Here is a 24,229-nt window from a genome sequence, read left to right as displayed (position 1 = left end):
TCCGTTGCGAAGTTAAACGCGCAGCAAAAATGCACCGCTAGCTCAACTGGCAGAGCAGCTGACTCTTAATCAGCGGGTTCAGGGTTCGAGTCCCTGGCGGTGTACGAAGCTCAACCATACGGTTGCTTCCTTGCACCGCTAGCTCAACTGGCAGAGCAGCTGACTCTTAATCAGCGGGTTCAGGGTTCGAGTCCCTGGCGGTGTACCACCGGTTCATGTACCATTGCGGTAACACTGATTACTCACCGCGCGAGTGACAGTTTTAAACCAAACAGTTAGCTCTTGTTAGCTGCTGCATTCCCACAAGGTTTAGCCGGTGTGGAATATATTCAACCCTCATGGCGGTTACATACCCGTACCCGTCAGACTGTTGGATGCTGAAGAAGAAAAGGAGTGAAGACAATATGCGTAACTTAGAACTCGAACTACAGGCGGCCCAGAGCGAGCTGGAGTCCCTGACCGAGTCGGCCTCCCCCTCCCGTCTAGAACGCGCCCTAGCTCGTCTCGCTGCCGCTCGTGCAGCACTCGAACTAGTCGCCTGAAAGATCTAGACAGGAAGAAATAAATGACCACTCTTGAAGTTGGCAGCCCAGCCCCGGCTTTCAGTCTCCCTAACGCAGATGGAGAGCTGGTGTCGCTAAGCCAGCTGTTAGCCAAAGCCCCCAAGGGGGTTGTGGTCTATTTCTACCCCAAGGCAGCCACTCCTGGCTGCACTAAAGAGGCCTGCGATTTTCGCGATTCCTCAGCTGCCTGGGCTGAGGCCGGCTACAGCGTAGTTGGTATCAGCCCAGACAAGGTTGAGGCCCTAAAACGTTTTGCTACCAAGCAGGAGCTACCTTTCCCGCTGCTTTCAGACGCAGATCACCAGGTAATGGAAGCTTGGGGCGTATGGGGCGAGAAAAAGAACTACGGCCGCGTCAGCGTGGGCGTACGTCGCTCTACCTTTGTTATCAACCCTGACGCCACCGTGGCTCTGGCTAAATACAACGTTAAAGCCACTGGTCACGTGGAGCGTCTGCGCAAAGAACTGGGAGTGAGCTAGACCCCATTAAAATAATTTGTGTCTGAGGCCGGAAATGTTTTAAGCTAATCCGGCACGCGCGAGTGGCGGAATTGGTAGACGCGCTAGATTTAGGTTCTAGTGCCCTAGGCGTGGGGGTTCGAGTCCCCCCTCGCGCACCGCTGAACCGAGTCAGTTTTTAACTGGCTCGGTTTTTTGTCTACGGTAGGCTTGGCTTATGAGCGATTTTGTACGCAAAGATGGACGCGCCACCAACCAGCTGCGCGAGGTTACGATTACCCGCAACTGGCTAGAGCACGGCGAAGGTAATGTGCTGGTTAGCTTTGGCCGCACCCGAGTGCTGTGTGTGGCTTCTTTTACTGCGGGCGTGCCGCGCTGGAAGAAGGATTCTGGTGAGGGCTGGGTTACCGCTGAATACGCCATGCTGCCCCGGGCTGGCTCGGAGCGCTCTGCCCGCGAGTCTGTGCGCGGCAAGGTGGGCGGACGCACCCACGAGATTTCTCGACTAATTGGTCGCTCGCTACGCGGCATCATTGATATTAGTGCGCTGGGTGAAAACACTATCGCCTTGGACTGTGACGTGCTGCAAGCTGACGGGGGCACCCGCACCGCCGCAATTACCGGCGCCTATGTGGCTTTGGCTGACGCGGTAGCTTGGGGAACTGAGCGCGGTTTGATTAAAGCCAAGGCTAAGCGCCCGGTGCTGGCAGACTCCCTATCGGCTATTTCGGTGGGTGTTATTGATGGCGTGCCCTGCCTGGACCTGCCCTATGAGGAGGATGTGCGCGCTGACACCGACATGAACGTGGTTATGACCGGCTCAGGTAAGTTCATTGAAATTCAGGGCACCGCTGAGCACGCCCCCTTTGACCGCGCTGAGCTGGACACTCTGCTGGAGCTAGCGGCCCAGGGTAACGCCACTTTGGCACGTTTGCAGCGGGCGGCCTTGGCTGCCGACGACGGCGTAGCTCGCCTTAGTGATTTGGCTCTGTGACATGGTTGTATCTGTACCCCAGGGAGCAAAACTGGTGCTGGCCACCCACAATCAGGGCAAGCTGGCAGAGTTTCGCGAGATTTTAGCGCAGGCGATCGCCAATTTTGACCCTGCCAGTGTTATTAGCGCCGCTGATTTGCAGGTGCCCGAACCGGTTGAGGACGGTATTTCTTTTGCCGCCAACGCCACCATTAAAGCTAATGCGCTAGCCCAGGCTACCGGCTTGCCGGCGGTGGCCGACGATTCAGGGCTATGCGTGGATGTTTTAGGTGGGGCGCCGGGGATTTTCTCGGCCCGCTGGTGCGGTCATCACGGCGACGACGCAGCTAACTTGCAGCTGCTGCTCGATCAGCTCTCAGACGTAAAAGACCCGCACCGGGGCGCTAACTTTACCTGCGCAGCAGTGCTGGTGGTGCCCGAAAATGGGGACCAAAGGGGGCGCGTAGTGGTTGAAGAGCACCGCATGTATGGGCGCCTGCTACACCAAAGCATTGGTGAGGGCGGCTTTGGCTATGACCCGATTTTTGTGCCCAGCCAGGAGGATGAGCCCGGTGGCCAGGGGCGCACCAGCGCCCAAATGAGCGCCGCTGAGAAGAACGCTATCTCTCACCGGGGCCAGGCCCTGCGGGCCCTAGCCCCGCAGCTAGCCCAGCTGTTCTAAACCAAGGCTAAACCAGAGCTAAACCAGGGTTAAAGCGCGGCGATTTGGCCTTAAATACGTGCCCAAAGCGCGGTGCGCTGATACATAGCTAAAGCGCGGCGCTAATGTATACCGGAAAAACTAGGCGCTGGGGCGGCAACCGCCCCAGCGCCTACGTTTATTTGCCCGTCTATAGGCTCCAGCTGCGTCCAGGCTGGGCGTCGTAAACTGGGCCAGTGAAAGACTGGCGCGCTTCAGCTAGAGGCACATCATGGCAGGTCCAAGGCTGGATGTGGGTCAACACCAGCTGCCCGGCGTTAGCCTCGCTAGCCAGCTGGCCGGCGCGGTAGCCGGTTAGGTGCATACCGCGTAGCACATCGCGTCCCTCCACGAAGGCCGCCTCAGCTAGTAGCAGGTCCACTCCCCCACTAACCATTTGGCTCATGCCTTCACACAGGTCAGTGTCGCCGGTGAAAGCTAAAGTCACCTGCTTGGTGGGGTCATCCTCGCTGGGGCCTTGCACCAGGTAACCGTAGGCCTCAACCGGGTGTAGGGCCGTAAACGGCGTCACCGTGAACGGGCCAATCTGCGTGGAGCGGCCAGGTACGGCGGTAACAAAGGAGAACTCTGTGTGGTAATCCTCGCAGCTAGCGGCGCCGTCGACCCCACGCAGACGCTCACAGGTGGTGCTGGGGCCAATACACAGCACCGGCCCTAGCGCGCCCTCAGGGCGCCAGCGGCGATAAACATGCATACCTACCAGATCCACCATGTGGTCGGCGTGGCAGTGCGAAATACAGATTGCATCCAGATCAGCTGGGTCTAGGTAGTTAAGCAGCTGGCCCATAGAGCCCGGCCCAAAATCAAGTACTAAAGACCACAGTCGCTGGTCATTGCCCGCATCAGGCTGTGCGTTCGTGACCTCGGGGGCCACAGCACAATTTATGGCTGCTAACTCATCGTCAACCACTAACCGCATTTTTTCGGTGCCTGGCAACTGCAACTTGGTGTTAGGCCCCCATGCCTGCACCAGGTAGCTTGATGCGCTGGACTTACGTCCAGACATCGAGCCTGAGCAACCTACAATCGTGAGCTTCACTCGCGAATCTCCCTATCTAAATTCTTCACGCCCGCGCCACCGGTGGCATGAGCTTGACGTACCTGACCCACCACTGGTCCTAAGAAACGCTTGGCAAGCACCTGGAAAGCTACCGGATCGCCAGTAGCCCTAAACTCGTGCCCGCTGGCCGCCTCGCCGCTAGGGGTCGCACTGCTAGCCCCCTTGCCGCTAGCTGCCGCACTGCTAGTTGCCGTGCCGCTGGAGGCGCCCTGCGCGCCGCCCTGCCTAGAGACCTGCTTGACCGCGTTAGTACCGCCCGCGCCACCGGCCAGGCCAGAGCCGCCCGCAGCCGCAGCACCCGCAACGCCTTGAGCCGCGCCGTCGGCCCCAAAAGCAGCAGAGCCAGCCACGCCGCCTGCCACACCCGTGCCAGCCGCGCCGTCGTCGTCACCAGAGCCCACCACAGCCTGAGTGTCAGAATGCAGCAAATCGCGGGCAGCTAGCTCACGATAAACATCCTTCGCAGTCTCCTCGCTAGAAGAAACCAAAGCCACATTACGCCCCATAACGTAACTAATCGGCCCAGCCAGCAACGGATAATGCGTACAGCCCAACACCAAAGTGTCCACCGCCGCCGCCTGCAATGGCTCCAGATACTCTTTAGCCACATCCAGCACCTGCGGGCCGGTAGTAATCCCAGCCTCAGCCAACTGCACAAAACGCGGACAAGCCTGCTGAGTTAAGTTCAAGCCCGGGATACCCTGCAAAGCCCGCGCGTAGGCCCCAGAGTTAACCGTTCCTGCCGTGGCAATCACACCCACACGCCCTGAACGAGTCAAAGCTGCCGCCGTGCGCGCCGCCGGAGAAATCACCTCAATAACCGGAATGCCCATCCCTTTGGTGTAACGCTCACGCGCCTCATCCAAAGCTGCCGCCGTGGCGGTATTACAGGCAATAACCAGCATTTTGACGCCCGAGTCAACCAGCTCATCCATCACGTTCAAAGCCATAGAACGCACTTGTTCCAAAGGCTTAGGCCCATACGGGCTGTTCGCGGTGTCACCGATGTAAAGCAGACGCTCACCAGGCAGCTGATCGAGGATTGCACGCGCTACCGTCAGTCCTCCAACTCCTGAATCAAAAATACCAATCGGTGCGTCATTCACGTCATTAGACCCTAGTCGATTCTGGCTTTAATAAGCACTTTTCTTATCAGTGATAACAGACACCGCCCGGCGGGTTAAAACCTGAACAAAAGCGTGCGCCAACATAGCCAAACCTTACCAACGCCGCCAAAAACGCTGTGAGCTCGCACTTTGCCCACCCACACAAAGCACTTTAGGGAATCGGGAGTTATCCCCAAGACACTGCAAAACCTTCAAGGTGTGGCTAAAGTTAAGCCATGAGTACGGCACTTCTGACCGACATGTATGAATTGACCATGCTGCAAGCTGCGCTGGCAGATGGTACCGCCAAACGCCGCAGTGTGTTTGAGATCTTTGGACGCTCGATGCCCCCTTCACGTCGCTTTGGCGTGGTTGCCGGCACCGGGCGTTTTCTTGAAGCTCTGGAAAACTTCCACTTTGAGCCAGAGCAGCTACGTTTCCTATCCGATCAGGGCATTGTTGACAAGGCCACGATCAACTACCTGGAAAACTTCCACTTTGACGGCAACATTTACGGCTACGGCGAGGGTGAATGCTACTTCCCGGGTTCTCCCCTGCTAACCGTTGAATCTGACTTCGCCCAGGCCTGCATCATTGAGACCATGGCGCTGAGCATTTTCAACCACGACTGCGCCGTGGCCTCAGCCGCCTCACGTATGACTATCGCCGCCCACGGCCGTCCCTGCATGGACTTTGGGGCCCGGCGTACTCACGAGGACGCCGCCGTGTCCGCCGCCCGCGCCGCCGTGGTTTCCGGCTTCACCTCCACCAGTGACCTGGAAGCTGGGATGCGTTACGGCATCCGTTGCGTAGGTACTTCCGCCCACGCTTTCACGCTGCTGCACGACGACGAACGCACCGCTTTTGACTCCCAGATTGCCTCTCTGGGCGTGGGCACCACCATCCTGGTTGACACCTACGACATTGCGCGCGGCGTGCAGCGCGCTGTTGACGCAGCCAAGGCCGCTGGGGGCACTTTAGGTGCCGTGCGCCTAGACTCTGGTGACCTGGTGGCCGAGGCCTTCAAGGTACGCGCCCAGCTAGACTCCCTAGGCTGCCCCGACACCAAGATTGTGGTTACCTCTGACCTGGATGAATACGCTATCGCCGCCCTGGGTGCGGCCCCGGTAGACATCTACGGTGTGGGTACCAAACTGGTTACCGGCTCTGGCGTGCCCACGGCTGCGCTGGTGTACAAGATGGTTGAGCGCGAAAACAGCGCCGGCGAGATGGAAAAGGTAGCTAAGAAGTCTAGTGGCGGTAAGTCCAGTGTGGGCGGTCGCAAGACCGCTGGCCGCGTGATCATTGACGGCTCCGCCACCGAAGAACTACTGATCAGCGCCCTTGACCCCGAGGCTGCCGAGGCTGAGCTGGAACGCAACCAGGCCCGCCCGCTGCAGGTACAGCTGGTAGAAAACGGCCAGATCATCCCCGAGCACTACGACGACGGCGCCCTCACCCGCGCCGCTGAGCGTCACCGTGCCGCCCGCGCCCAGCTGCCCTACCAGGCCTGGCGCCTGAGCGAAGGTGAAATCGCTATTCCTACCCGCCGCATGGATCTTGATTCACGTGAAACCAAGCAGGGCTGAGCAAAGCCAGCGCCCCCGGGCCAACCAGGGCTAAGGCCAGCCAAAGCCAGCGCTGAGCGCTAAAGCTGAGCTCCCGCATAAATAGTGGCGGTGGATGCAAATCCACCGCCACTTGCTGTTTTAGCGCCGGCCCACAAACCACTTACGCAAGGTATCGACCCGAGTGCGGATCTGCGTCGTCGTCGCCTGTGCCACCTCTGGGCCCCCGCAGACTCTACGCAGCTCAGCGTGCACCGCCCCATGACTTTGACCCGAGCGGCGCGCCCAGCTAGAAACCAGCTTGCTGAGCTCTTTACGGGCCGCGTCACGCTGGCGGGCATCCTCAATGCCGGCGTTAGCTGCCCGCTGGGCGGCGGCGGCCTGTGAACGTTTTTGGGTTTTAACCTGCTCAGCCTGGCGGGCCTTTAAAATCTGGCTCACCTGGTCGGCGTCGAGCAAACCTGGGATGCCTAAAAATTCTTGCTCCTCCACGCTACCGACCATGGCGCCGGTACCAAACTCGCCGCCGTCGAAAAGTACCCGGTCAAATTCAGCGGTGGAATCCATGGCCTCAAAGCCGGGCAGTAGCGCGTCAGAGGCTTTTTCTTCCCGGTTAGCGGCGGCAATTAGCCTATCTTCAGGATTAGCGAACAGGTCTTGTACGTCATCTTCTTTAGCGGGCCGATCCAGGGCGTGGTCGCGCTCAGTTTCCAGCTCTGCCGCGAGCGCCAGCAGCGGGGTGACTGAAGGCAGGAACACGCTGGCGGTTTCTCCAGGCCGGCGTGCACGCACGAAACGCCCAATGGCCTGGGCGAAGAACAGTGGGGTTGAGGTGGAGGTGGCGTACACCCCTACCGCTAGGCGCGGCACGTCTACGCCTTCGGAAACCATGCGTACGGCCACCATCCAACGCTGGTTGCTGGCGGAGAACTGCTCGATTTTTTCTGAAGCGCCATTGTCGTCACTGAGCACCACCGTGGGTTTTTCGCCGGTGATGGCGGCTAGTTGGCGTGCGTAGGCGCGAGCTTTTTCACGGTCGGTGGCGATCACTAGGCCGCCAGCATCAGGAATTTGCCGGCGAATTTCGCTAAGGCGCTGGTCAGCTGCGGCCAGGACGGCGGGGATCCACTCCCCGGTGGGGTCTAGGGCGGTGCGCCAGGCTTGGGATTCTAGGTCTTTGGTTAGCGGCTCGCCCAGGCGGGCTGAGACCTCGTCGCCGGCTTTGGTGCGCCAACGCATTTGGCCTGAGTAGGACATGAAAATAACTGGGCGCACCACGTTTTCGGCTAGCGCGTCAGCGTAGCCGTAGGTGTAGTCGGCTTGTGAGCGCCTGATGCCGTTGCTGTCGGGGGCGTAGGTGACGAAGGGGATGGCGGCGGTGTCACTGCGGAAGGGGGTACCGGTTAGGCTCAGGCGACGGCGGGCCCCACTAAATGCTTCATAGATTGCGTCTCCCCAGCTCAGCGCGTCTCCGGCGTGGTGCACCTCGTCTAGGATCACCAGGGTGCGGCTGGCGCTGGTGCGGGCGCGGTGCAGGTTAGGGTTGGAGGCTACCTGCGCGTAGGTTAGGGCGACGCCGTCGAAGTTGCTGCCTGCTCCCCCGCCGGAGTTGGAGTAGGTGGGGTCGATGCGTAGCCCCCAGCGGGCGGCTGAGGCGGCCCACTGGTATTTGAGGTGCTCGGTGGGGGCCACGATGGTTAGCTTGTGTACCTCACCAGCGCGTATGAGCTCGCTAGCCAAGGTCAGCGCGAAAGTGGTTTTACCTGCGCCGGGGGTGGCTACCGCCAGGAAGTCTTGGGGCTGGCTAGACATGTATGTGGCGAAAGCTTCACGCTGCCAACGGCGCAATTGAACCAATTTTTACCGATCCCTCTCATAAATAAGCCACATAAATGAATTAAGCCAATAAATTAGCCACGTTTAGCGCTGCTGGGGCCTGCATTAGCGCGGCTGGGGCCTGCACAAGGCTACCCCCAACCGTGGTGAGGCTAATGGTTTTGCTTTTTTCGGCGCGTCCTATGTTTTGGGGCGCTGCCGGCGCCGCGTATCTGTGGTCTTGGCGCGCTGACGGCCCGAGCCTACTAAGGCGCACTGCGCCCTGATTTTGGGCCCAAAAATCTAACGCCCGGGGCTAGGCCCCGGCGCGCAGATTTGGTGTTTACAGTTTTGAGGCAGTCAGCTTTGAGGCAGTCAGCGGCTTCTAGTTGAAGGCGCTTTTAGCCCAGGCTTCCAGCCCCGGGTTTTAGCCCCAAGCCTTAGCCCAGGTTTTAGCCTTGGCTTTTAGCCTTAGCCTTGGCTTTTAGCCCCGGCCGCCGAACGGGAAACGCGGGCGCCTGGGGCCGTTACCTTTTGGGGACTGGCTCATCTGCTCGTAGATTGACTTGCAGGTGGGGCACACCGGGTAGGCCGAAGGGTCACGCTGAGGGCGCCATACCTTGCCGCACAGGGCCACTACGGGACGCCCGGAGGCGGCGGCAGCAGCGATCTTGTCTTTACGTACATAGTGGGCGAAGCGGTCTGCGTCGCCGTCGTCAGTGGAGCGGAGCTCTTCGCGCTCCAAAACTGCGGTCCCAGCTGACTGGCTGGGGCTACCGCCGGGTTCCATGGGGTCCAAAGGCTCACTCATAGCTGTAATTTTATGTCCCCTTGGGGCTTTAACCTTTGTCATCACGCTCTCAGCGGTGTAGGCGTCATTACAGGGGCCCTGACTTAAGGGGTGGTTGGGGAGCTTTTCGGGCTAGCTGGCGCCCAAAAGTCGCCAAATTTCCTGGGCTGTAGCCTGCCTTAGCCTCACCAGTGGCTTTGCCCACTTACGACGTCGCCCCTGCCGCAACGCCCAAACGCACCGCCCCGCTCCCCTGCCACAGCCGCCGTCAGGCCGATCACAGATCCTGGCGCCGCCTAGCCCAAATAACGCCGCAGCCGCTACCAACAAATGGGCAGCGGCTGTTTCATAACTGGGGGAACGACAACTGAAGCGGGCTGTGCCGCCCCTCAGTGGCTTATGGCGGCGTTACTTGCTCAGCTTGGAGGCGGCAGCGGCGTCTAGCAGCACCAGGGCGTCGGGGTGACGCTGCATTACCGTGGCCGGCCACTGCTCGCTTACTTCACCCTCAACTAGGTGCTTGATGGCTTCAGCCTTGTTCTCACCGGTGGCAATCAGTACCAGTTTGCGGGCCTCCATGATGGTGGCCAGGCCCTGAGTAATGCACATGGTGGGCACCTTGTTGATGTCGTTATCAAAAAAACGCGAGTTGTCACGGCGAGTCTGCTCGGTGAGCTTATCGAGGTGGGTACGCGAGTCTAGCGGGCCGCCAGGCTCGTTGAAGCCAATGTGACCATCAGAGCCGATACCTAGAATCTGCACGTCAGCGTAACCAGCCTCAGCCAGGGCGCGCTCATAGTCGTCACAGGCGGCCTGCGGGTCAGGGTTTAGGGCGTCAGGGCCGTGTAGGGCGCCAGGAGCCATGTCGGTGCGCGAGCGCAGGTTGCGTTCCATGAAGTTGGCGTAGCGCTCGTAGTGGTCAACGGGCAGACCTACATATTCGTCCAACATGTAGCCGGTGACGTCCTTGAAAGATAGCTTGCCTGCTTGGTTGCGGCGCACTAGCTCGTCATAGAGCGGTAGCGGGCTAGAACCGGTGGCAGTACCCAAAACCGCGTTGGGCTTAGCCACTAGGACGGCTTCGATGGCGTCTGCGGCGCGCTCAGCGATAGCTTGGGCATCAGGTAGAACAACAACTTCCATGTCCATCTCCAATGATGTAACGAATGAAATCAGATGATTAACTTCGATTAAATTATAACCCAATCAATCAACTTCTATCATTAAAGTGAATAGGGTCATATGCTCGCGGGCTGTGAACATAAGCTCACAGCCCGCATTAGCCAGCGCCGTCGTCAAACCCTAGCTTTGAGTGTGACCAGGCCACTGCGAAATGGTGAACAACAGTCGCGCCCAGCGCCCATCTAGCAGCTTGCCGCCCATACGTACACCTACAACCATCACAACCAGCGCGTTAACCACTCCCAGAACCACGCAAAGCCAGGCCAACTGGAAGTTTTCGCTAACGCCGCAGTAAACGCTCAGGGCAATGGTGGGGGTTACCAACAGCATAGAAGCCAGCATTGAACCCATCTGAGCTAGTGAAGCCAGTAGCGCATCAGCCCCGCTGCCTTTGGCACTAAACGGGCTAGCTTCAGGCGGGTTGGTTTGGTAGGGGAAAACCACTGCCAGAATTTGGGCCACGCCTACCACTACTCCCCACACGGCCAGGTTTAGCCCCAGCAAAATGGGTAAGTGTTTGGCCTGATTGGAAAGCAGCGGCGCGATCAGACTAACCACCAATACCAGCGGCAGCTGCCAGATCGCCGTTGCCACCAAGCGCCCTAGACGCTCATGCAGGCCGCTAATACCGCTTAGCAAGGAGGTATGAATGGCGGTGGAGTCAGTAGCTAAATCATCTGCCACAGATAAACCCATAACTATGGATATCATCAGTGAGGCAAAATAGACCATAATTACGCTGCCAGAGCGCTGTGCTTGACCAATAAACACCACCATAAACAGCACGATCATAAAAATGCAGGCTATAAATGATATTCGCAGCCTAAAATCACGCACTAAATAGCGCAGGCTGCGCGCGCAAACCGTGGCCGCCGGGGAGGGCATGAATTTAGTAAAGAATTCTTGCGCAGCAAACACTTTACTAAGTTCACTGTTTTTACCTGCGCCCTTATCATTAGCGGCTACATCGGCGGTCATAGCGTTAGTCATGGCCCGCTGCCAAAGCCAGTACAGGCAGCCCACTAGCAGCGCACTAGACACTGTAAAGGCACTTGCTAGCAGGTAGTTTCCACTAGCTGCCTGAGCCGGCGCAGCGCCCGCCCAAGCGGTAGGCAGGTATTGACTGTAGCGTGCCAGCTTCAGCCAGCCGCTAAGGCTGCTATCTAAATGCAGACTAAAAAATAGGTTGGGTAGCTGCGCTAAACCAATAATCAGCAATAGGCCAAAGCTGGTAACCAGTTCCCGGCTGCGACGTCGATAGCCAAGCGCGGCCGCAGTAACCAGCCACCTAGAGCCGATCACTGCAGTTAGCCAGGCTAGCACCATATTGACTAGGGCAAATGCTGCTGCCACTACGCTGCCGTGTGACAGCCAGGTAATAACCGTGGTTAGTAGCACCAGGCCGGTAATAATTCCTGGCCCACCAGCCCCGGCGGCCACAATTAACCCGGCTGCTAATTTACGTGAAGGTACTACCCAGAGGCGTAATTGGCGCGGCTCTAAAGAGTTATCTGCACCGGTTATTAGTAGCGGGAAAATAAGCCAGCCAGTAACAGTTAGGGTTACTAGTACACTTAAAACCTGCGGGGTGTAGCGCCAGCCCAGCATACCTAAAGCAATTAGGCCGCCAATAGCAAAAGCTAAAAATGCAAATAGGTTTAGAAATAGCCAGGCTTCAAGCAGGATTTTCCACCAGACGCCGCGCAGGCTATTAATGGTTAGGCGCCACCTTAGTTTGACGAGGGTTGCAACCATGTCATCTCCTCGTGTTGCATGGGTCCGCCCACTAGCTGCACGAAACGCTCATTGAGGTCCATGCCGTCAGCCACCTGCGCCACTGTCCCGCAGGCCACTACTCGCCCGGCGTTGATTACGGCCACATGTGTGCACAGCTTGGCCACCGTATCCATCACGTGGCTGGAAAGCACAACGGTGCCCCCGCGTGAGACAAACTCGTGCAGGATCTGGATAATGGCTTGGGCTGAAACCGGGTCTACCGCTTCGAAAGGCTCATCTAGCACCAGCACGCTGGGGGCGTGGATGAGGGCGCAGGCTAGGTTGATTTTTTTGCGCATACCTGCGCTGTAGTCGGCCACCAGCTTGTTGCCGGTGTCGGCTAGGCCCAGGGCCAATAGAAGCTGCTGGGTGCGTTTAAGCACCTGTTCACGCTCCATGCCGCGCAGCAGGCCGCAATAGGTGAGCAGTTCTGCGCCGCTAAGGCGGTCAAAAGTGCGTAGCCCGTCTGGCAGCACCCCTAGTAGTCCTTTGGCCCGGCGGGGTTGCGCCCACACATCTACGCCTAAAACGTAGGCTTTGCCGTGATCTGGGGTTAGTAGGCCCGTGGTCATTGACAAGGTGGTGGTTTTGCCCGCCCCGTTAGGGCCGACGACGCCGTAAATAGATCCCGTAGGGATTGATAAGTAAAGGTTATCGACCGCTACCTTGGATCCAAAAACTTTAACCAAACCCACCATATCCAGGGCGTTTGGGCTCTGGGTGGGGTTGCTGGGAGGGGTGGCTGTGCTCATAAAGCAATTTTGAACACGTTTAGGCTGCTGGGGCCTCATTCGCTGGGATGAATTCAGGTCCCCTATAGGTCTTTTAAGGCCCATTGCAGGACATTTGCCGGGCCAAAAGCCTGGGTAGGCAGCGGGGGCTTTAACCGGGTGCTAACACATGACTAAGGCGGCGTTAGCGCGCGTCATAGGGGCTAACAAAGTACGCCGTCGCCCCTTTAAAGCCGGCGCCCGCGCCGCAGCCGCCCGCAGCCACGTGCAAGCCCTGACGCTACGCAGCTAGCCCGCGCGCCGTCGCCGCTGCCAGCGCAGCCGGCCGCAGCCAGCTCCGGCGCTCCGCCAGCGAAGAAAATAGCCGGGCCGTAAAAGCAAAACAGGACAGCACTGCGCGGGTGCTGCCCTGTGTTAACTGCGCCTGGGCGCAATCAGTTGTTGGCTACAGCCTTCTTCAAGGTGGAGCCGACGGTTAGCTTAACGCCGTAACCAGCGGGAATCTGGATTTCCTCACCGGTACGGGGGTTACGGCCGGTGCGGGCCGCGCGCTCAACACGCTCGATACCCATTAGGCCGGTGATCTTCACGGCTTCACCCTTAGCAACGTTCTCAACCAAGACGTCCTGGAAAGCAGACAGGAAAGCCTCGGCCTCGGTCTTGGTCAGGTTAGCGCGCTCGGCAATTGCAGCAATCAGCTCAGTGCGGTTGACGGACATAGTGTTCTCCATCCGGAATGGTAGGGATTCGCCGGCGGCGTCTCGTATGACAAACGGTACGCATATTGCGCTAATCTGTCACCTTCTACACGCCATGCGATTGAGAATATACGCTTATATGTCCTTATTAGAACACGATCGCAGGCTTATTGCACGTTTTTTACAGCACCTACAAACCATGAAGTGATGCTGGTGGGGTGGGTAATGGCGGTTCCAACCACCACTGCGTGGACCCCCATTTGGATCGCCTGGGCGGCGTGAGCGGGAGTGTGAATGCGTCCTTCGGCGATAACAGGCACCTGCGCAATGTTTAGCACCTGCTCAATCACCTCCCAGTCGGGCCCTTCAGTCTTGGGCCGCTCACCGGTGTAACCCGCTAGGGTGGTGCCCACTAGGTCCGCTCCCCCATCCTGGGAGGCCTTAGCGTCATCGACGCTACCGCAGTCGGCCATCACCAGCACCTGCGGGAAAGCAGCCTTTAGTTCGCTTACCGTCTGGGCGAAGCTGCGCCCATCGGGACGCGGGCGGCGGGTGCCGTCAATAGCCACAATCTGGCTGCCGGTGGCGGCCACAGCCACAGCGTGAGTGAGCGTGGGGGTGATAAAGACGCCGTCGTGACCGTCTTTCCACAAACCAATCACGGGCACATCCACGTGCTGGTTGATAAGGGCCAGGTCAGCTAGCCCCTGGGCGCGGATAGCCACGGCCCCACCCAGCACGCAAGCCTGGGCGATCTGGTCCATAGTGCGCGGGTCACGCATAGGCTCACCCGGGTAAGCCTGCGCCGAGGCGATCAAACCGCCTTTGATCTGCTCAATTACGTTAGTCACAATTTTCTCCTAGTTAATTAGCTGCGTTAATTAGCTGCCAGGCTCCGCGCGCGGCCCCCACAATGGGGGCGGTGGAGCCCAGCTGGGCGCTTACGAGTTCTAGATTTTCCAGCGGCCCACTGAGCTGGGCCTTAAAGGTTTCCTGCAGCGGGCCCCACCAGCACTTGCCGGCGTTAGCTAGGCCGCCCGAAATAATGATGCAGTCAGGGTCAAGCGTGTAAGCCAGCCCCACCAGCACGTTTGCTAGTGCCTGGGCCGAGTCGCGGTAAACCTGCGCGGCTAGCTCATCGCCGGCTTCAGCCCGAGTTTCCAGCTCGCGGGTGCCGCTGACCTGCGCGTCTCCCCCCAGGGCCAGGTAACGCCGGTAAATTTGGGGGCCGGCGCTGACGGCTTCGAGGTGACCAAAGCGCCCGCAGGTGCACGGCTCGCCTTGCGCCCCAACGGCTGGGAAGTGGCCCAGGTCCCCGGCTAGGTGGTGGGTGCCGCGCCAGGTTTGCCCGTCAATTACGACGGCGCCGCCTACGCCCGTGCCCACGGCCACCACAATGGCGCAGCGGGCCCCGCGTCCAGCTCCCAACCAAGCTTCCCCGCCGGCGTGAGCGTCCACATCGTTTTCAACGTGGATGGGCACGTTGTAGCCAGCTTCTTTAAGGCGCTGACCTACCCCTTCACGCACCTGGGTGCCGGCCCATTCACTGATGGCGTCGGTGGAGGCCACGATAGAGCCGCTGGTTACATCCACTACCCCAGCCGTGCCGATCCCCACCCCGGCAATGGTCCATTCACCGCTGTTGGCGGTTCCCGCAGCAATAACTTTGCCCGCCAGCTCGGCGATAGCGTCAAGCATGGCCGCGCGCCCGTCATGGGCGGGGGTAGGTACTTTAAGGATGGGGCCAACTAGGTTGCCCGCACTATCAACCAGGGCGCCAGCCATTTTGGTGCCGCCTAAGTCAATTCCCACAACAAGTTTTTGCATGATTTTCCTTCTATCCGGCGCAGCTACCGGCAGTTACGCAAATGGCCGGACCCAAATAAATCAGGTCCGGCCATACGCAGGCCTTAACTAGGCCAGACCCACGGCGTGCACAATGTCGATCACGCGCTGACGGTTTTCGCCTTCTAGCGCCTTAACCGGCGGAGCCATGTAGGCATTGTCTAGTACGCCTACAGCCTCCATGGCAGTCTTGAACGCGGGGATACCGGTGCCGTCAGCACCCTGGCCCTTAACCGCGAACACGATCTCGAAGCCTGCGCAGATACGGTCCTGGATCTCGCGGGCCTTGTCCCACTCGTGGGCACGCGCGGCTTCAAGCAGCTGCGCGTAGGAACGGGGGTCTACGTTGCCGTAGCCGGGTACGGCGCCGTCGGCACCTAGCAGCAACATGCCGTCAACCACGCACTCGTGGCCGGTTAGCAGGCTTAGGGGGTGACCGGCGGCCTCGTTGGCAGCCACCAGGCGACGGAAGCCGACGTCGTCGCCAGAGGAGTCCTTAACACCTACGATTACGCCTTCCTTACCCAGCTCAACCAGCATGTCGCGGCCAAGCTTTAGGCCACCTAGACGCACGGGCACGTCGTAGGCGAACAGGGGCAGGTCAATGGCGGCGTGGATGGCGCGGAAGTGGTCGGCTACTTCAGCGGCGCTGGGCAGGGCGTAGAAGGGGCCGGCGGCCACAATCGCGTCGGCGCCTAGCTCCTGGGCGCGCAGGGCCCGGTCAATGACGCGCTTGGCGGTGGTTTCAATGGCACCCACCAGCACCGGCACGCGGCCGGCAGCGGTGGCTACGGTGCGAGCAGTGACGGCGTCGCGCTGGGCGTCGTTTAGGTAGGCCACCTCGCCGGAAGAGCCGAGGATGAACAGGCCGTTCATGCCTCCCTCGATCAGGTGCTCAATGACGCGGTCTAGGGCTTCTAGGTCAACTTCGCCTTCAGCGGTGAAGGGGGTTACGACCGGCGGGATCATACCGGTGAAACGCTTATCCATGATTGTTCCTGCGATTCTTTTTAGTGGAAATTATCTGATTCTTTTAGCTGTGCTTAGGCCGCCGGGGACGCCTTAGGCCCCGCGTCATTCAAAAGCGAAGGCACAGCCGAAAGCAGCTTGCGGGTGTAGGCATCTTTGGGGTGAGCAAAGATTTCCTGGGTGGTGTTTTCTTCAATGATCTTGCCGTAGTACATAACTGCAATACGGTCAGATACATAGCGCACCGTGTTGATGTCGTGGGAGATGAAAACCAGGCCCAAACCCAGCGAGGCTTTTAGATCCTGCAATAGGTTGAGCACCTGGGCGCGCACCGACACGTCCAAAGCACTGGTGGGCTCATCGGCCACGATAATGTCGGGGTCCAAAGCCAGCGCACGGGCAATAGCCACACGCTGACGCTGACCGCCGGAGATTTGGCGCGGCAACACATCCAGGGCACTTAGCGGCAAACCAACCAGTGCCAGCAGCTCACGTACGCGCGCCTCGCGGTCCTTGGGTGAACCAATGCCGTGTACGTTAAGCGGGTCAATTAGGGTGTCGTGCACGATCATGCGCGGGTTCAAGGCGGTGGCCGGATCCTGGAACACTACCGAAATGGAGCGTCCCAGATCGCGTCGGTCAGCCTTGGAGTGGGTGAGCTTGCGGCCCTTGAACAGCACCTCACCGCTGGTGATGGGCTGCAAACCCACCATTACGCGGGCGGTGGTGGATTTACCACAACCAGATTCACCCACGATTCCCAGGGTTTGGCCACGGCTGACAGTTAACGAAACGTCGTTAACCGCGTGCACCGTGTCAGGGTGGAAAAGCCCGCCGGTACGTGACTTGTGGATGACGTTGACGTTGCGTAGTTCAACTACCGGATCTTTGGGGTCCCATGCCTGGCTCATCACTTTGCCTCTTTCTTCAGCAGCGCCTCAAGCTCAGGGGTGATAGCAAATACGTGGTTGGGGTTGCCATCAACCGGCTTAAGTACAGGGCGGGTGTGTAGCCCAACCTCGGGGTGGCTAGAGCGCGGGGCGAAACGGTCGCCGTCGACAAACTCACGCGGCGAGGGCACGGTGCCGCGCACCTGGTGCAGACGGTTGGAGCCAGCCTCAATGGAGAGCACCGCACCTAGCAGGCCACGGGTGTATTCGTGGGTGGGGTTGGTTAGCAGCTCCATGGTTTCAGCCTGCTCAACCACCTGGCCGGCGTACATAACCGTGATGCGGTGGGCCAGCTTGGCCACCAGCGCCAGGTCGTGAGAGACGAAGACCATTGCGAAGCCGAGCTCTTCACGCAGCTTGTTGAGCAGGTCAACCACCTGCTTTTGCACGGTCACGTCCAGGGCGGTGGTGGGCTCGTCAGCGATCACCAGCGAGGGGTCGCGGGTTAGGGCCATAGCAATCAGTACGCGCTGACGCTGACCGCCGGAAAGCTCGTGCGGGTAGCTTTGCAGGGTACGCACCGGGTCTAGACCCACCAGTTCCAGCAGTTCCTCAGCGCTGCGGGTGCCCCCGCGTCGAGTTAGCTGCTTCATCTGGGCCTTGATCAGCATGGAGGGGTTAAGCGAGCTGAGCGCGTCCTGGTAGATCATGCTCATTTCGTGGCCACGCAGGTCATTGTGCTGCTGCGGGGTCATCTCCAAGATGTTCTTGCCCTTGAACAGGATTTCACCGCTGATGCGGGCGCTGGGCGGGAGCAGGCCCATAACCGCCATGGAGGAGATGGACTTACCGCAACCGGATTCACCCACCAGACCCATGGTTTCACCCGGGCGCACCGAGAAGGAGACGTTGTCAACAATGTTGACGTCACCGTGCTGGGCGGGGAAGGCAATGGACAGGTTTTTAACCTCCAGCACTGGCTCCTGTTCGGGAGTGGCGTAAACCAGGCGGTCGCGGCGCTTGAGCTCAGAGTCGCGCAGCTGGTTTAGGCGCTCGCTTAGAGATACGTGCTCTTGCACCTCAGGACGGCGAATCTCGGGGTAGGAGGACTCGAAAATGCTCTTTTCGGTCACCAGCTCACCATTCTTGCCGTGACCTTCGCCAGCGACTTCTTCCAGGGCGGCTTCGTCAGCTTCGACGTCGGCGCGCGAACGGATGCGCGGCGCGGCCATAGCGTCAGTTAGACCTTCAGACAAAACGTTTAGGCACAAGGTGGTGATCAAGATGAACAGACCGGGGAAGAAAGTCACCCACCAGTTACCCTTGAGCAGCAGGCCCTTACCTTCAGAGAGCATGTTGCCCCAGGTAGGTGTGTTGGTGGCTTTGATGCCTGCGCCCATGAAGCTTAGTGAGGCCTCAAATACGATCGCGTCTGCCACCAAGACGGTGGCGAAAACCATGATCGGGGCGATGCAGTTGCGAGCTACGTGCTTGAACAAGATCCAGGGTACCGAGGCACCCATTACCTTGGAGGCAGCCACATAGTCTTCTCCGAACTGGGAGATGATGTTGGCTCGCACTACACGGGTTAACTGTGGCACATACAAAACCGCAATGGACACCACCACCACTGGCAGTGTGGGTAGCGTGGCGCTAAGCGCCAGCACCAGCACGGCCGCCAGCGCAATCCCGGGGAAGGACATGATTACGTCCAGGGTGCGCATCAGGGCTTCGGCGATCCATTTGCGGCCGGTGGCGGCGATAGCGCCGAGCACTACGGCCACAGCCAGGGCCAGGGCGGTAGCGGAGATACCTACTACCAGTGATACTCGCGCGCCATAGATGATGCGGGAGAACACGTCGCGACCTGAGCCGTCGGTCCCGAAGATGAACTCGCCTCCAGGCGGGGCAGCCTGGCTGGTGATGTGGGTTTCGGTGCCGTCGTCGAGGGTTACTACTTCCTCTACGCTGGTCAGGCTGCTTTGGCCGGGTTTGAAGGGAGCAAGTTCAGGGGCGAATATGGCCATGAGCGCGAGCGCTACCAGAACCACTAACGCGATTTTGCTTCCCAGCGGCATGGCTTTCCATCCTTGGAAGCGCGCCGCAGGGGCAGTTACCTTGTCTAGTTTCTTTTGGTGGCGCATCACTCATACGCTCCTAATGCGCGGGTTGACTAGTACGTAAAGCATGTCAACGATGATGTTGATGATGATGAAGGCGGCGGCCACGGTGATGGACACACCCTGAACTATGTTTACGTCATTGAGGGTGATGCCCTGGAAGATCAACTGTCCCATACCTTTGATGTTGAAGATCATTTCGATAACCACGGCTCCACCCATGGCGTAGCCGATGCGCAGGCCCAGCACGGTGAGCGGGGTGATTAGGGCGTTACGTAGCACGTTGCGGGCTACCACAATGTTTTTGGGGATGCCGGCGCCGATGGCGGTGCGTACGTAGTCTTTATCGAGTTCTTCAACCATGGCGGTACGCACTACACGGGTTAGTGACCCGGAGTTTGGTAGGGCGACGGCGATGGCGGGCAGGGTGATTTGGCGTAGGTAGCCTTCGTCTCCGAAGGAGACCCAACCAGTGTTTACTGCCTGGAAGGTGCCGGTACCTCCGGGCACGTCCGACCACCACTGGATCATGAGCAGTGCCAGCCAGAAGGAGGGGGTGGCCAGAGAGGCGATAGAGATGACGCGGATGACCTGGTCAGGCCAGCGGTCACGGTAGAGGGCGGCGATGATACCCAGCACCAGGGCGATGATTACCGCCAGGAACATACCGATGAAGGTTAGCTGCAAGGTGATGGGGAAAGCGCTTTTAACTAGGTGGGTAATGTCGTTACCTTTGAATGACTGGCCTAGGTCTCCATGGCAGAGGTTAACTAGGTAATCCCAGAATCGTTGAAATAGGGGGTCATCTAGGTGATGAGCGGTGCGATACTGCGCTAGTGCTTCTGGACTGGCTGATTCTCCCAGGGCCAAAACGGCCGGGTCTGCGGGAGAAAGCGACATTACCAAGAACACCAGCAAGGTCACACCAACCACCATGAATGGCAGCGCGATTAGGCGCCGGCCAATTAGGCGGATCAGGTTAGACACGAGTTTGCTCCTTTGCTTTTGCGTTCACGTCTTCTATGACACGTGTGCGCCCGGCAGGTTTGTGGTCCGCCGTTGTGTCTATTGTCGGACATCTGATGTCTAATAGCAAGTGCTATTGATTGTTTGCCTACAGTGGCAAAGACTACTAAGAGATTTGCCGGTTTAGGCCTAAGCGGTTTGGGCTAGCTTCTGCTGGTTTGCGGCCCAGCCGGTTTGGGGCCAGCCAGCCTTTAAGCCAGCTTTGCGCGCGGGGCCGACGACGCCGTCGTCCCCTCCCCCGCCCAGCAACGTCCCAGCAGGGCCTCCAGCTGCACCACACAGAAACCACCTGACAGGGCCGCCAGCTGCACCACGCAGGAACCACACAGGGAACCAAGCAAACCACCTGGCCGGGCCGCAAATCCCCTAGCGGGCGCGGCCAGGGCGCAACTTAATGGCGATGCCTACTTAAGCGCTACCCTGGCCGCTAAAACTTACTAGCTAAGCCAGCATGGCTAACTTAGCCAGTGAAGCGTTACTTGGTTGAACCTACGTTCTCGAAGGACAGACCGGTGATCGCGATCGGACGGAAGTTAACCAGGGTCTCGCCGTTGTAAGCGGTAGGAGTCTTGCGGTGGAAGATCGGGTACAGCGGCACCTGCTCGCTGAGCAGGTCGAAGATCTCGCCCCAAGCCTTCTTCTGGTCGTTGCCGGTGAGCTTGAGGGCGGCGTCGAGCTTTTCCTGAACCTGGGTGTAGCTGTCGGCGCCCTTCCAGTGCATACGCTTGTCGGTCCACACGTCGGTGGAGTACCACCAGCGCATGAGCAGGTCAGCGTCGTTACCGAAGACCGAGGGGTCACCGGGGGCGATCAGTACGTCGTAGGCGTTGGGGTCACCGTCGATAGTGCTGTAGACATCGGAAGACTTCTTCTCGTCGTAGCTGATCTTTACGCCCAGGGCCTCGAAGTTTTCCTTGAGGATGGCGCGCACGGAGGAGAACCAGTCGTGGTTGGAGGCCAGCACCTTGATCTCGGTTACGCCAGCTTCAGATAGCAAGCTCTTGGCCTTGGCGGCGTCATACTTGTAGACCACCTTGGCCTGCTTGTAGTCGGCGTGGGCCTTGTGCACGAAGCAGGTGGCCGGGGTGGCGAGCTTGGCCATGCCGTTGTCGCAGATCTTGTTGTAGTCCATGGCGTACATGATGGCCTGGCGGGCCTTGACGTCCTTGAACTTGCCGTTCTGGTTGAACATGGCAAACAGCAGACCAAAGCCCTGCACGGTGGAGACCTTGTTGGGGGCCTTGAGGTTAGCCAGGTCAGCTGCGGGCACAGAGTCGATGGCCTGTACAGTGGACGAGGTCAGGGCGTTGGTGCGGGTGGCCGGGTCGGGCAGAATCTGCCAGGTCATGGTCTTGGCCAGGGCCGGGCGTGGGCCGTTGTAGTTTTCGTTGCGCTCGAAGACAACCTTCTGGCTGGCGGAGCCGTTGTCGGTCATCTTGTAGGGGCCAGAACCGATGGGGTTGAGGTCGAAGGTCTTGGCGTCCTTCTCGACGGCGGCCTTGGGAACAATCTTGACGATGCTTAGGCGCTCGGGAACTAGGGAGAAAGCCTGCTTTAGCTTGAAGGTGACGGTCTTGTCATCCTTCTTCTCTACCTTGTCGATGAAGCCGATCATCGAACGGTACAGGCTCTTAAGCTCGGGGTCGAGTACGCGAGTGTAGGAGAAGATAACGTCTTCAACGGTCACAGCAGCGCCGTCGGAGAACTTGGCGCCATCACGCAGGGTGACCTCCCAGGTGGTGTCATCTACCTTCTTGGGGGTTTCCTTAGCTAGGGCGTTGTAGACGGTGCGGTCAGCCGGGTCTAGCTCGGTTAGGCCCTCTAGGGTGTGCCAGTTGGCAGCAATGGTTAGGGCCGAGCTGGTGGTGGCCGGGTCGTAACCGTTGGTACCTAGCTCATAAGAGATACCTGCAACAATGGCACCATCTTTGTTAGCCTTACTGGTGTCACCCGTGGCGCCACTGGCCTTCTTCTTAGTGGTGCCACCACCACAAGCTGCTAGGGAAGCAGCAATACCGGCGGCGAGGCTTAGGGTACCGGTGACCTTGAGGAAGTCACGGCGGCTGGTTGAGCGAATGGGATTCGACATTGAAGATCCTCCTGGATGCCTGACGTCTTATGTCTGACGTTGGTGAAATGAACTGTACCATGAAGTTGCGTTTTGAGTGTACGGTTAAAGGACACAATTCAATGACGAACCATTCGCGGAGGGGCACGTGTCTAATAACTCCACACCTTTTGGGCAAACACCTATAGATCTTTCTAGCACGTCAGGCGGCGTTTCACGCGGTAGTGCCAGCCTGGGTCAGGCGCGCGTGGCCATTGAAGCTATTAAGCATCACATCATTAGCCACAACTTGCAGCGTGGCGATCCGCTCCCCACTGAGACGCAAATGTGCAGCGACTTAAATGTTTCGCGCTCATCTGTGCGCGAGGCGGTGCGTACTTTGTCAGCTTTGGACATTGTTGAAGTGCGCCATGGGCGCGGAATGTTTGTGGGTTCTGTTTCTATGCGCCCCATGGTGGAACTACTGGCTTTTAGGGGCCTGCTAAACCCGGGCGATGATTGGCGCGCTTTAAAGGATATTGTGCAGGTGCGCCAGGCTTTGGATTTGGCTTTAGCGCAGCCGGTTATTGATGCTTGGCAGGATAAGCCTTCAGCGCTTATGGAACAGATTTTATTGGAAATGGAGCAGCTGTCTCAGGCTGGCCAGCTTTTCCCCCAGCAAGACCGCACTTTCCACAATGCTCTGCTGGCGCCGCTAAATAACCACCTGTTCCAGCAACTAACCGATGCTTTTTGGGAGGTGCACATGATTACTTCACCGTCTTTGGGTGTGCCCACGCCGGAGGATATTCATGTAACCGCCCAGGCTCACCGTTTCATGTATGAGGCGGCAGTAGCTGGCGACGCCGATGCCTACTGCGAGGCCGTGGTTACCCACTATCAGCCTCTCCTTGGCGTCCTAGACTCCAAGTAAAAGTCAGACAAAATCAAACAAACACAGGCAAAATCATCCCTTCCCTATAAAAAATTCATGGGGTTTTATAGGGAAGGGATGAAATGTCAGTATTTGTGCGCGCCAGCCTGCAAGGCCCACCCAAAACCAGTCCTGGACATGTGTGACCCTGCACCATATGCCTGGCCTACCTATGAATTTGCAGAGCTTGCCGCCGCAGAGGCTCAGCCGCAAAGGCCCACACCACCAGGGCTCAAGCCTCTGATGCCACTCCCCCAGGCCCAACATTTCCGCTGGTCTCACTTCTAATCCCAACGCCGCTAGAGCCCAGGCCCGCGCCGCTAGGGCTCAAGCCATACCACTAAGCGTGCCCGGCCAGGCGTGCCTCGTGCTCTAGCAGATCAACTTTGACCTGCTGATTCCAACCGAATTTGCCAATCGACCCATCGGCCCGAATCACCCTATGGCAAGGAATAAACAGTCCCACACTATTAACCGCGCAGGTGGTTGCAGCAGCCCTGGTGGCACCCGGAAAACCAGATGCGTCAGCTAGCTGACTGTAACTTAGACGCTGTCCAGCCTTAGTTTGGCGCAAAGTAGACCAAACCTGGTGGCGAAACGGGGTGCCTTGCTGCCAAATTGGGAAGCTAGCAACTGGCTCAAAATTTCCTTCAAAGTACTGCTTGACAGCGTCTACTGCCTGCTCAAGTAGCTGGTTGGCGCCGGGGCGGATTTCCCAACCCACGTCGTCGGGAAGAGCCCGGATGGAAGCCATAACCCGAGCCAAATCCCCAGTAAAACCAGCCCCGTACAGGCGCGAGTTATCACCCAGCATGGTGAACTCGCCCGCCGGGGTGTTAATGGTAACGGTGTGCAGCACCCTCCTATTTACACACAAAATCATCCCTTCCCTATAAAAATTCCATGGGGTTTTATAGGGAAGGGATGAAATGTCAGTATTTGCGCGCCTAGCGCGAG

23 protein-coding genes, 3 tRNA genes and 1 pseudogene are annotated in these 24,229 nt (G+C 58.8%); 10 read left to right on the top strand and 17 right to left on the bottom strand.

Annotation, left to right across the window (positions count from 1 at the left end; translation table 11 throughout):
• Positions 1-31 precede the first annotated feature (31 nt).
• From HMPREF0045_RS00650 to rdgB, 7 genes are all read left to right on the top strand, one after another.
• Positions 32-104 (top strand) — tRNA-Lys (locus HMPREF0045_RS00650).
• Positions 105-132: 28 nt separating this feature from the next.
• Positions 133-208: transfer RNA gene (locus tag HMPREF0045_RS00645), tRNA-Lys, on the top strand.
• 196 nt (positions 209-404) lie between these two features.
• Positions 405-542, top strand: a complete 138-nt coding sequence (locus tag HMPREF0045_RS10630) for a hypothetical protein (RefSeq protein WP_005984530.1) — start codon at positions 405-407, stop codon at positions 540-542.
• Positions 543-565: 23 nt separating this feature from the next.
• Positions 566-1,042, top strand: a complete 477-nt coding sequence (gene bcp, locus HMPREF0045_RS00640; RefSeq protein ID WP_005984528.1) for a thioredoxin-dependent thiol peroxidase — start codon at positions 566-568, stop codon at positions 1,040-1,042.
• Between the two features lie 56 nt (positions 1,043-1,098).
• Positions 1,099-1,179, top strand: a tRNA-Leu gene (locus tag HMPREF0045_RS00635).
• A 59-nt stretch (positions 1,180-1,238) separates the two neighbouring features.
• Complete coding sequence (rph, locus tag HMPREF0045_RS00630; RefSeq protein WP_005984526.1) at positions 1,239-2,015, top strand: ribonuclease PH; 777 nt, start codon at positions 1,239-1,241, stop codon at positions 2,013-2,015.
• Between the two features lies 1 nt (position 2,016).
• The gene (gene rdgB, locus HMPREF0045_RS00625; protein ID WP_005984524.1) at positions 2,017-2,676 is read left to right on the top strand and encodes an RdgB/HAM1 family non-canonical purine NTP pyrophosphatase; all 660 of its coding nucleotides are present in this window, start codon (positions 2,017-2,019) and stop codon (positions 2,674-2,676) included.
• Between the two features lie 169 nt (positions 2,677-2,845).
• Here rdgB and HMPREF0045_RS00620 read toward each other — a convergent pair whose 3' ends face one another.
• Together HMPREF0045_RS00620 and murI are read right to left on the bottom strand one after the other, a co-directional pair.
• Positions 2,846-3,754, bottom strand: coding sequence for an MBL fold metallo-hydrolase (locus HMPREF0045_RS00620; RefSeq protein WP_005984522.1), 909 nt, complete (start codon positions 3,752-3,754; stop codon positions 2,846-2,848).
• A gap of 443 nt (positions 3,755-4,197) precedes the next feature.
• Positions 4,198-4,860 (bottom strand): annotated as a pseudogene (murI, locus tag HMPREF0045_RS11175) (glutamate racemase); the annotation flags it as partial.
• A gap of 257 nt (positions 4,861-5,117) precedes the next feature.
• Here murI and HMPREF0045_RS00610 point away from each other — a divergent pair.
• On the top strand, positions 5,118-6,470 hold the full coding sequence (locus tag HMPREF0045_RS00610; RefSeq protein ID WP_005984518.1) for a nicotinate phosphoribosyltransferase: 1,353 nt from the start codon (positions 5,118-5,120) through the stop codon (positions 6,468-6,470).
• Positions 6,471-6,590: 120 nt separating this feature from the next.
• Here HMPREF0045_RS00610 and HMPREF0045_RS00605 read toward each other — a convergent pair whose 3' ends face one another.
• From HMPREF0045_RS00605 to HMPREF0045_RS00585, 5 genes are all read right to left on the bottom strand, one after another.
• Positions 6,591-8,306, bottom strand: a complete 1,716-nt coding sequence (locus HMPREF0045_RS00605) for a DEAD/DEAH box helicase (RefSeq protein WP_005984515.1) — start codon at positions 8,304-8,306, stop codon at positions 6,591-6,593.
• Positions 8,307-8,748: 442 nt separating this feature from the next.
• Complete coding sequence (locus tag HMPREF0045_RS00600; protein WP_034479494.1) at positions 8,749-9,075, bottom strand: DUF3039 domain-containing protein; 327 nt, start codon at positions 9,073-9,075, stop codon at positions 8,749-8,751.
• 387 nt (positions 9,076-9,462) lie between these two features.
• Positions 9,463-10,197 (bottom strand): glucosamine-6-phosphate deaminase, encoded by a 735-nt coding sequence (gene nagB, locus HMPREF0045_RS00595; protein WP_005984510.1) that lies wholly within the window; start codon positions 10,195-10,197, stop codon positions 9,463-9,465.
• Between the two features lie 159 nt (positions 10,198-10,356).
• Entirely contained in the window at positions 10,357-11,991 is a 1,635-nt protein-coding gene (locus tag HMPREF0045_RS00590; RefSeq protein WP_005984509.1) for a hypothetical protein, read from the bottom strand.
• Positions 11,967-12,764: an ABC transporter ATP-binding protein gene (locus HMPREF0045_RS00585; protein WP_005984507.1), complete on the bottom strand. Its 798-nt coding sequence runs from the start codon at positions 12,762-12,764 to the stop codon at positions 11,967-11,969. Before HMPREF0045_RS00585 ends, HMPREF0045_RS00590 begins: the two co-directional genes overlap by 25 nt.
• Positions 12,765-12,912: 148 nt before the next feature.
• Here HMPREF0045_RS00585 and HMPREF0045_RS11135 point away from each other — a divergent pair, with 148 nt between their 5' ends.
• Positions 12,913-13,035: a hypothetical protein gene (locus HMPREF0045_RS11135; protein WP_269146524.1), complete on the top strand. Its 123-nt coding sequence runs from the start codon at positions 12,913-12,915 to the stop codon at positions 13,033-13,035.
• A gap of 142 nt (positions 13,036-13,177) precedes the next feature.
• On the opposite strand, the gene HMPREF0045_RS00580 is transcribed toward HMPREF0045_RS11135, so the two are convergent.
• From HMPREF0045_RS00580 to HMPREF0045_RS00545, 9 genes are all read right to left on the bottom strand, one after another.
• Positions 13,178-13,462, bottom strand: a complete 285-nt coding sequence (locus HMPREF0045_RS00580) for an HU family DNA-binding protein (protein ID WP_005984505.1) — start codon at positions 13,460-13,462, stop codon at positions 13,178-13,180.
• A gap of 146 nt (positions 13,463-13,608) precedes the next feature.
• Positions 13,609-14,292, bottom strand: coding sequence for an N-acetylmannosamine-6-phosphate 2-epimerase (locus HMPREF0045_RS00575; protein ID WP_005984503.1), 684 nt, complete (start codon positions 14,290-14,292; stop codon positions 13,609-13,611).
• 13 nt (positions 14,293-14,305) lie between these two features.
• Complete coding sequence (locus HMPREF0045_RS00570; protein ID WP_005984501.1) at positions 14,306-15,268, bottom strand: ROK family protein; 963 nt, start codon at positions 15,266-15,268, stop codon at positions 14,306-14,308.
• An 87-nt stretch (positions 15,269-15,355) separates the two neighbouring features.
• A complete protein-coding gene (locus HMPREF0045_RS00565) occupies positions 15,356-16,276 on the bottom strand; it encodes a dihydrodipicolinate synthase family protein (protein ID WP_005984499.1) in 921 nt (306 codons plus the stop codon).
• Positions 16,277-16,329: 53 nt separating this feature from the next.
• Entirely contained in the window at positions 16,330-17,166 is an 837-nt protein-coding gene (locus HMPREF0045_RS00560; protein WP_005984497.1) for an ATP-binding cassette domain-containing protein, read from the bottom strand.
• A complete protein-coding gene (locus tag HMPREF0045_RS00555; protein ID WP_005984495.1) occupies positions 17,166-19,289 on the bottom strand; it encodes a dipeptide/oligopeptide/nickel ABC transporter permease/ATP-binding protein in 2,124 nt (707 codons plus the stop codon). The genes HMPREF0045_RS00560 and HMPREF0045_RS00555 overlap by 1 nt, the downstream gene beginning before the upstream one ends.
• Positions 19,290-19,292: 3 nt before the next feature.
• Entirely contained in the window at positions 19,293-20,252 is a 960-nt protein-coding gene (locus HMPREF0045_RS00550; RefSeq protein ID WP_005984493.1) for an ABC transporter permease, read from the bottom strand.
• A 230-nt stretch (positions 20,253-20,482) separates the two neighbouring features.
• On the bottom strand, positions 20,483-20,632 hold the full coding sequence (locus tag HMPREF0045_RS10325) for a hypothetical protein (RefSeq protein ID WP_155813057.1): 150 nt from the start codon (positions 20,630-20,632) through the stop codon (positions 20,483-20,485).
• A gap of 134 nt (positions 20,633-20,766) precedes the next feature.
• On the bottom strand, positions 20,767-22,380 hold the full coding sequence (locus tag HMPREF0045_RS00545) for an ABC transporter substrate-binding protein (protein WP_005984491.1): 1,614 nt from the start codon (positions 22,378-22,380) through the stop codon (positions 20,767-20,769).
• Positions 22,381-22,507: 127 nt separating this feature from the next.
• On the opposite strand from HMPREF0045_RS00545, the gene HMPREF0045_RS00540 reads away from it, so the two are divergent.
• A complete protein-coding gene (locus HMPREF0045_RS00540) occupies positions 22,508-23,272 on the top strand; it encodes a FadR/GntR family transcriptional regulator (RefSeq protein WP_005984488.1) in 765 nt (254 codons plus the stop codon).
• Positions 23,273-23,612: 340 nt separating this feature from the next.
• Here the strand turns inward: HMPREF0045_RS00540 and HMPREF0045_RS00535 are convergent, their stop codons facing one another.
• Positions 23,613-24,131, bottom strand: a complete 519-nt coding sequence (locus tag HMPREF0045_RS00535) for a methylated-DNA--[protein]-cysteine S-methyltransferase (protein ID WP_040315630.1) — start codon at positions 24,129-24,131, stop codon at positions 23,613-23,615.
• Positions 24,132-24,229 lie beyond the last annotated feature (98 nt).

Origin of the sequence: Actinomyces graevenitzii C83 (genome assembly GCF_000239695.1) — a bacterium.
Taxonomy (GTDB): Bacteria; Actinomycetota; Actinomycetes; order Actinomycetales; family Actinomycetaceae; genus Actinomyces; species Actinomyces graevenitzii.
Note: the sequence above shows the minus strand (reverse complement) of the source record. Positions and strands in the feature narration are given on the sequence as shown.

Excerpts from the sequence above, each read along its gene's own strand:
- HMPREF0045_RS10630 (WP_005984530.1), top strand. The coding sequence starts at position 405 with ATGCGTAACTTAGAACTCGAACTACAGGCGGCCCAGAGCGAGCTGGAG.
- bcp (WP_005984528.1), top strand. The coding sequence starts at position 566 with ATGACCACTCTTGAAGTTGGCAGCCCAGCCCCGGCTTTCAGTCTCCCT.
- rph (WP_005984526.1), top strand. The coding sequence starts at position 1,239 with ATGAGCGATTTTGTACGCAAAGATGGACGCGCCACCAACCAGCTGCGC.
- rdgB (WP_005984524.1), top strand. The coding sequence starts at position 2,017 with ATGGTTGTATCTGTACCCCAGGGAGCAAAACTGGTGCTGGCCACCCAC.
- HMPREF0045_RS00610 (WP_005984518.1), top strand. The coding sequence starts at position 5,118 with ATGAGTACGGCACTTCTGACCGACATGTATGAATTGACCATGCTGCAA.
- HMPREF0045_RS00600 (WP_034479494.1), bottom strand. The coding sequence starts at position 9,075 with ATGAGTGAGCCTTTGGACCCCATGGAACCCGGCGGTAGCCCCAGCCAG.
- nagB (WP_005984510.1), bottom strand. The coding sequence starts at position 10,197 with ATGGAAGTTGTTGTTCTACCTGATGCCCAAGCTATCGCTGAGCGCGCC.
- HMPREF0045_RS00590 (WP_005984509.1), bottom strand. The coding sequence starts at position 11,991 with ATGGTTGCAACCCTCGTCAAACTAAGGTGGCGCCTAACCATTAATAGC.
- HMPREF0045_RS00585 (WP_005984507.1), bottom strand. The coding sequence starts at position 12,764 with ATGAGCACAGCCACCCCTCCCAGCAACCCCACCCAGAGCCCAAACGCC.
- HMPREF0045_RS11135 (WP_269146524.1), top strand. The coding sequence starts at position 12,913 with ATGACTAAGGCGGCGTTAGCGCGCGTCATAGGGGCTAACAAAGTACGC.
- HMPREF0045_RS00580 (WP_005984505.1), bottom strand. The coding sequence starts at position 13,462 with ATGTCCGTCAACCGCACTGAGCTGATTGCTGCAATTGCCGAGCGCGCT.
- HMPREF0045_RS00570 (WP_005984501.1), bottom strand. The coding sequence starts at position 15,268 with ATGCAAAAACTTGTTGTGGGAATTGACTTAGGCGGCACCAAAATGGCT.
- HMPREF0045_RS00565 (WP_005984499.1), bottom strand. The coding sequence starts at position 16,276 with ATGGATAAGCGTTTCACCGGTATGATCCCGCCGGTCGTAACCCCCTTC.
- HMPREF0045_RS00560 (WP_005984497.1), bottom strand. The coding sequence starts at position 17,166 with ATGAGCCAGGCATGGGACCCCAAAGATCCGGTAGTTGAACTACGCAAC.
- HMPREF0045_RS00555 (WP_005984495.1), bottom strand. The coding sequence starts at position 19,289 with ATGCGCCACCAAAAGAAACTAGACAAGGTAACTGCCCCTGCGGCGCGC.
- HMPREF0045_RS00545 (WP_005984491.1), bottom strand. The coding sequence starts at position 22,380 with ATGTCGAATCCCATTCGCTCAACCAGCCGCCGTGACTTCCTCAAGGTC.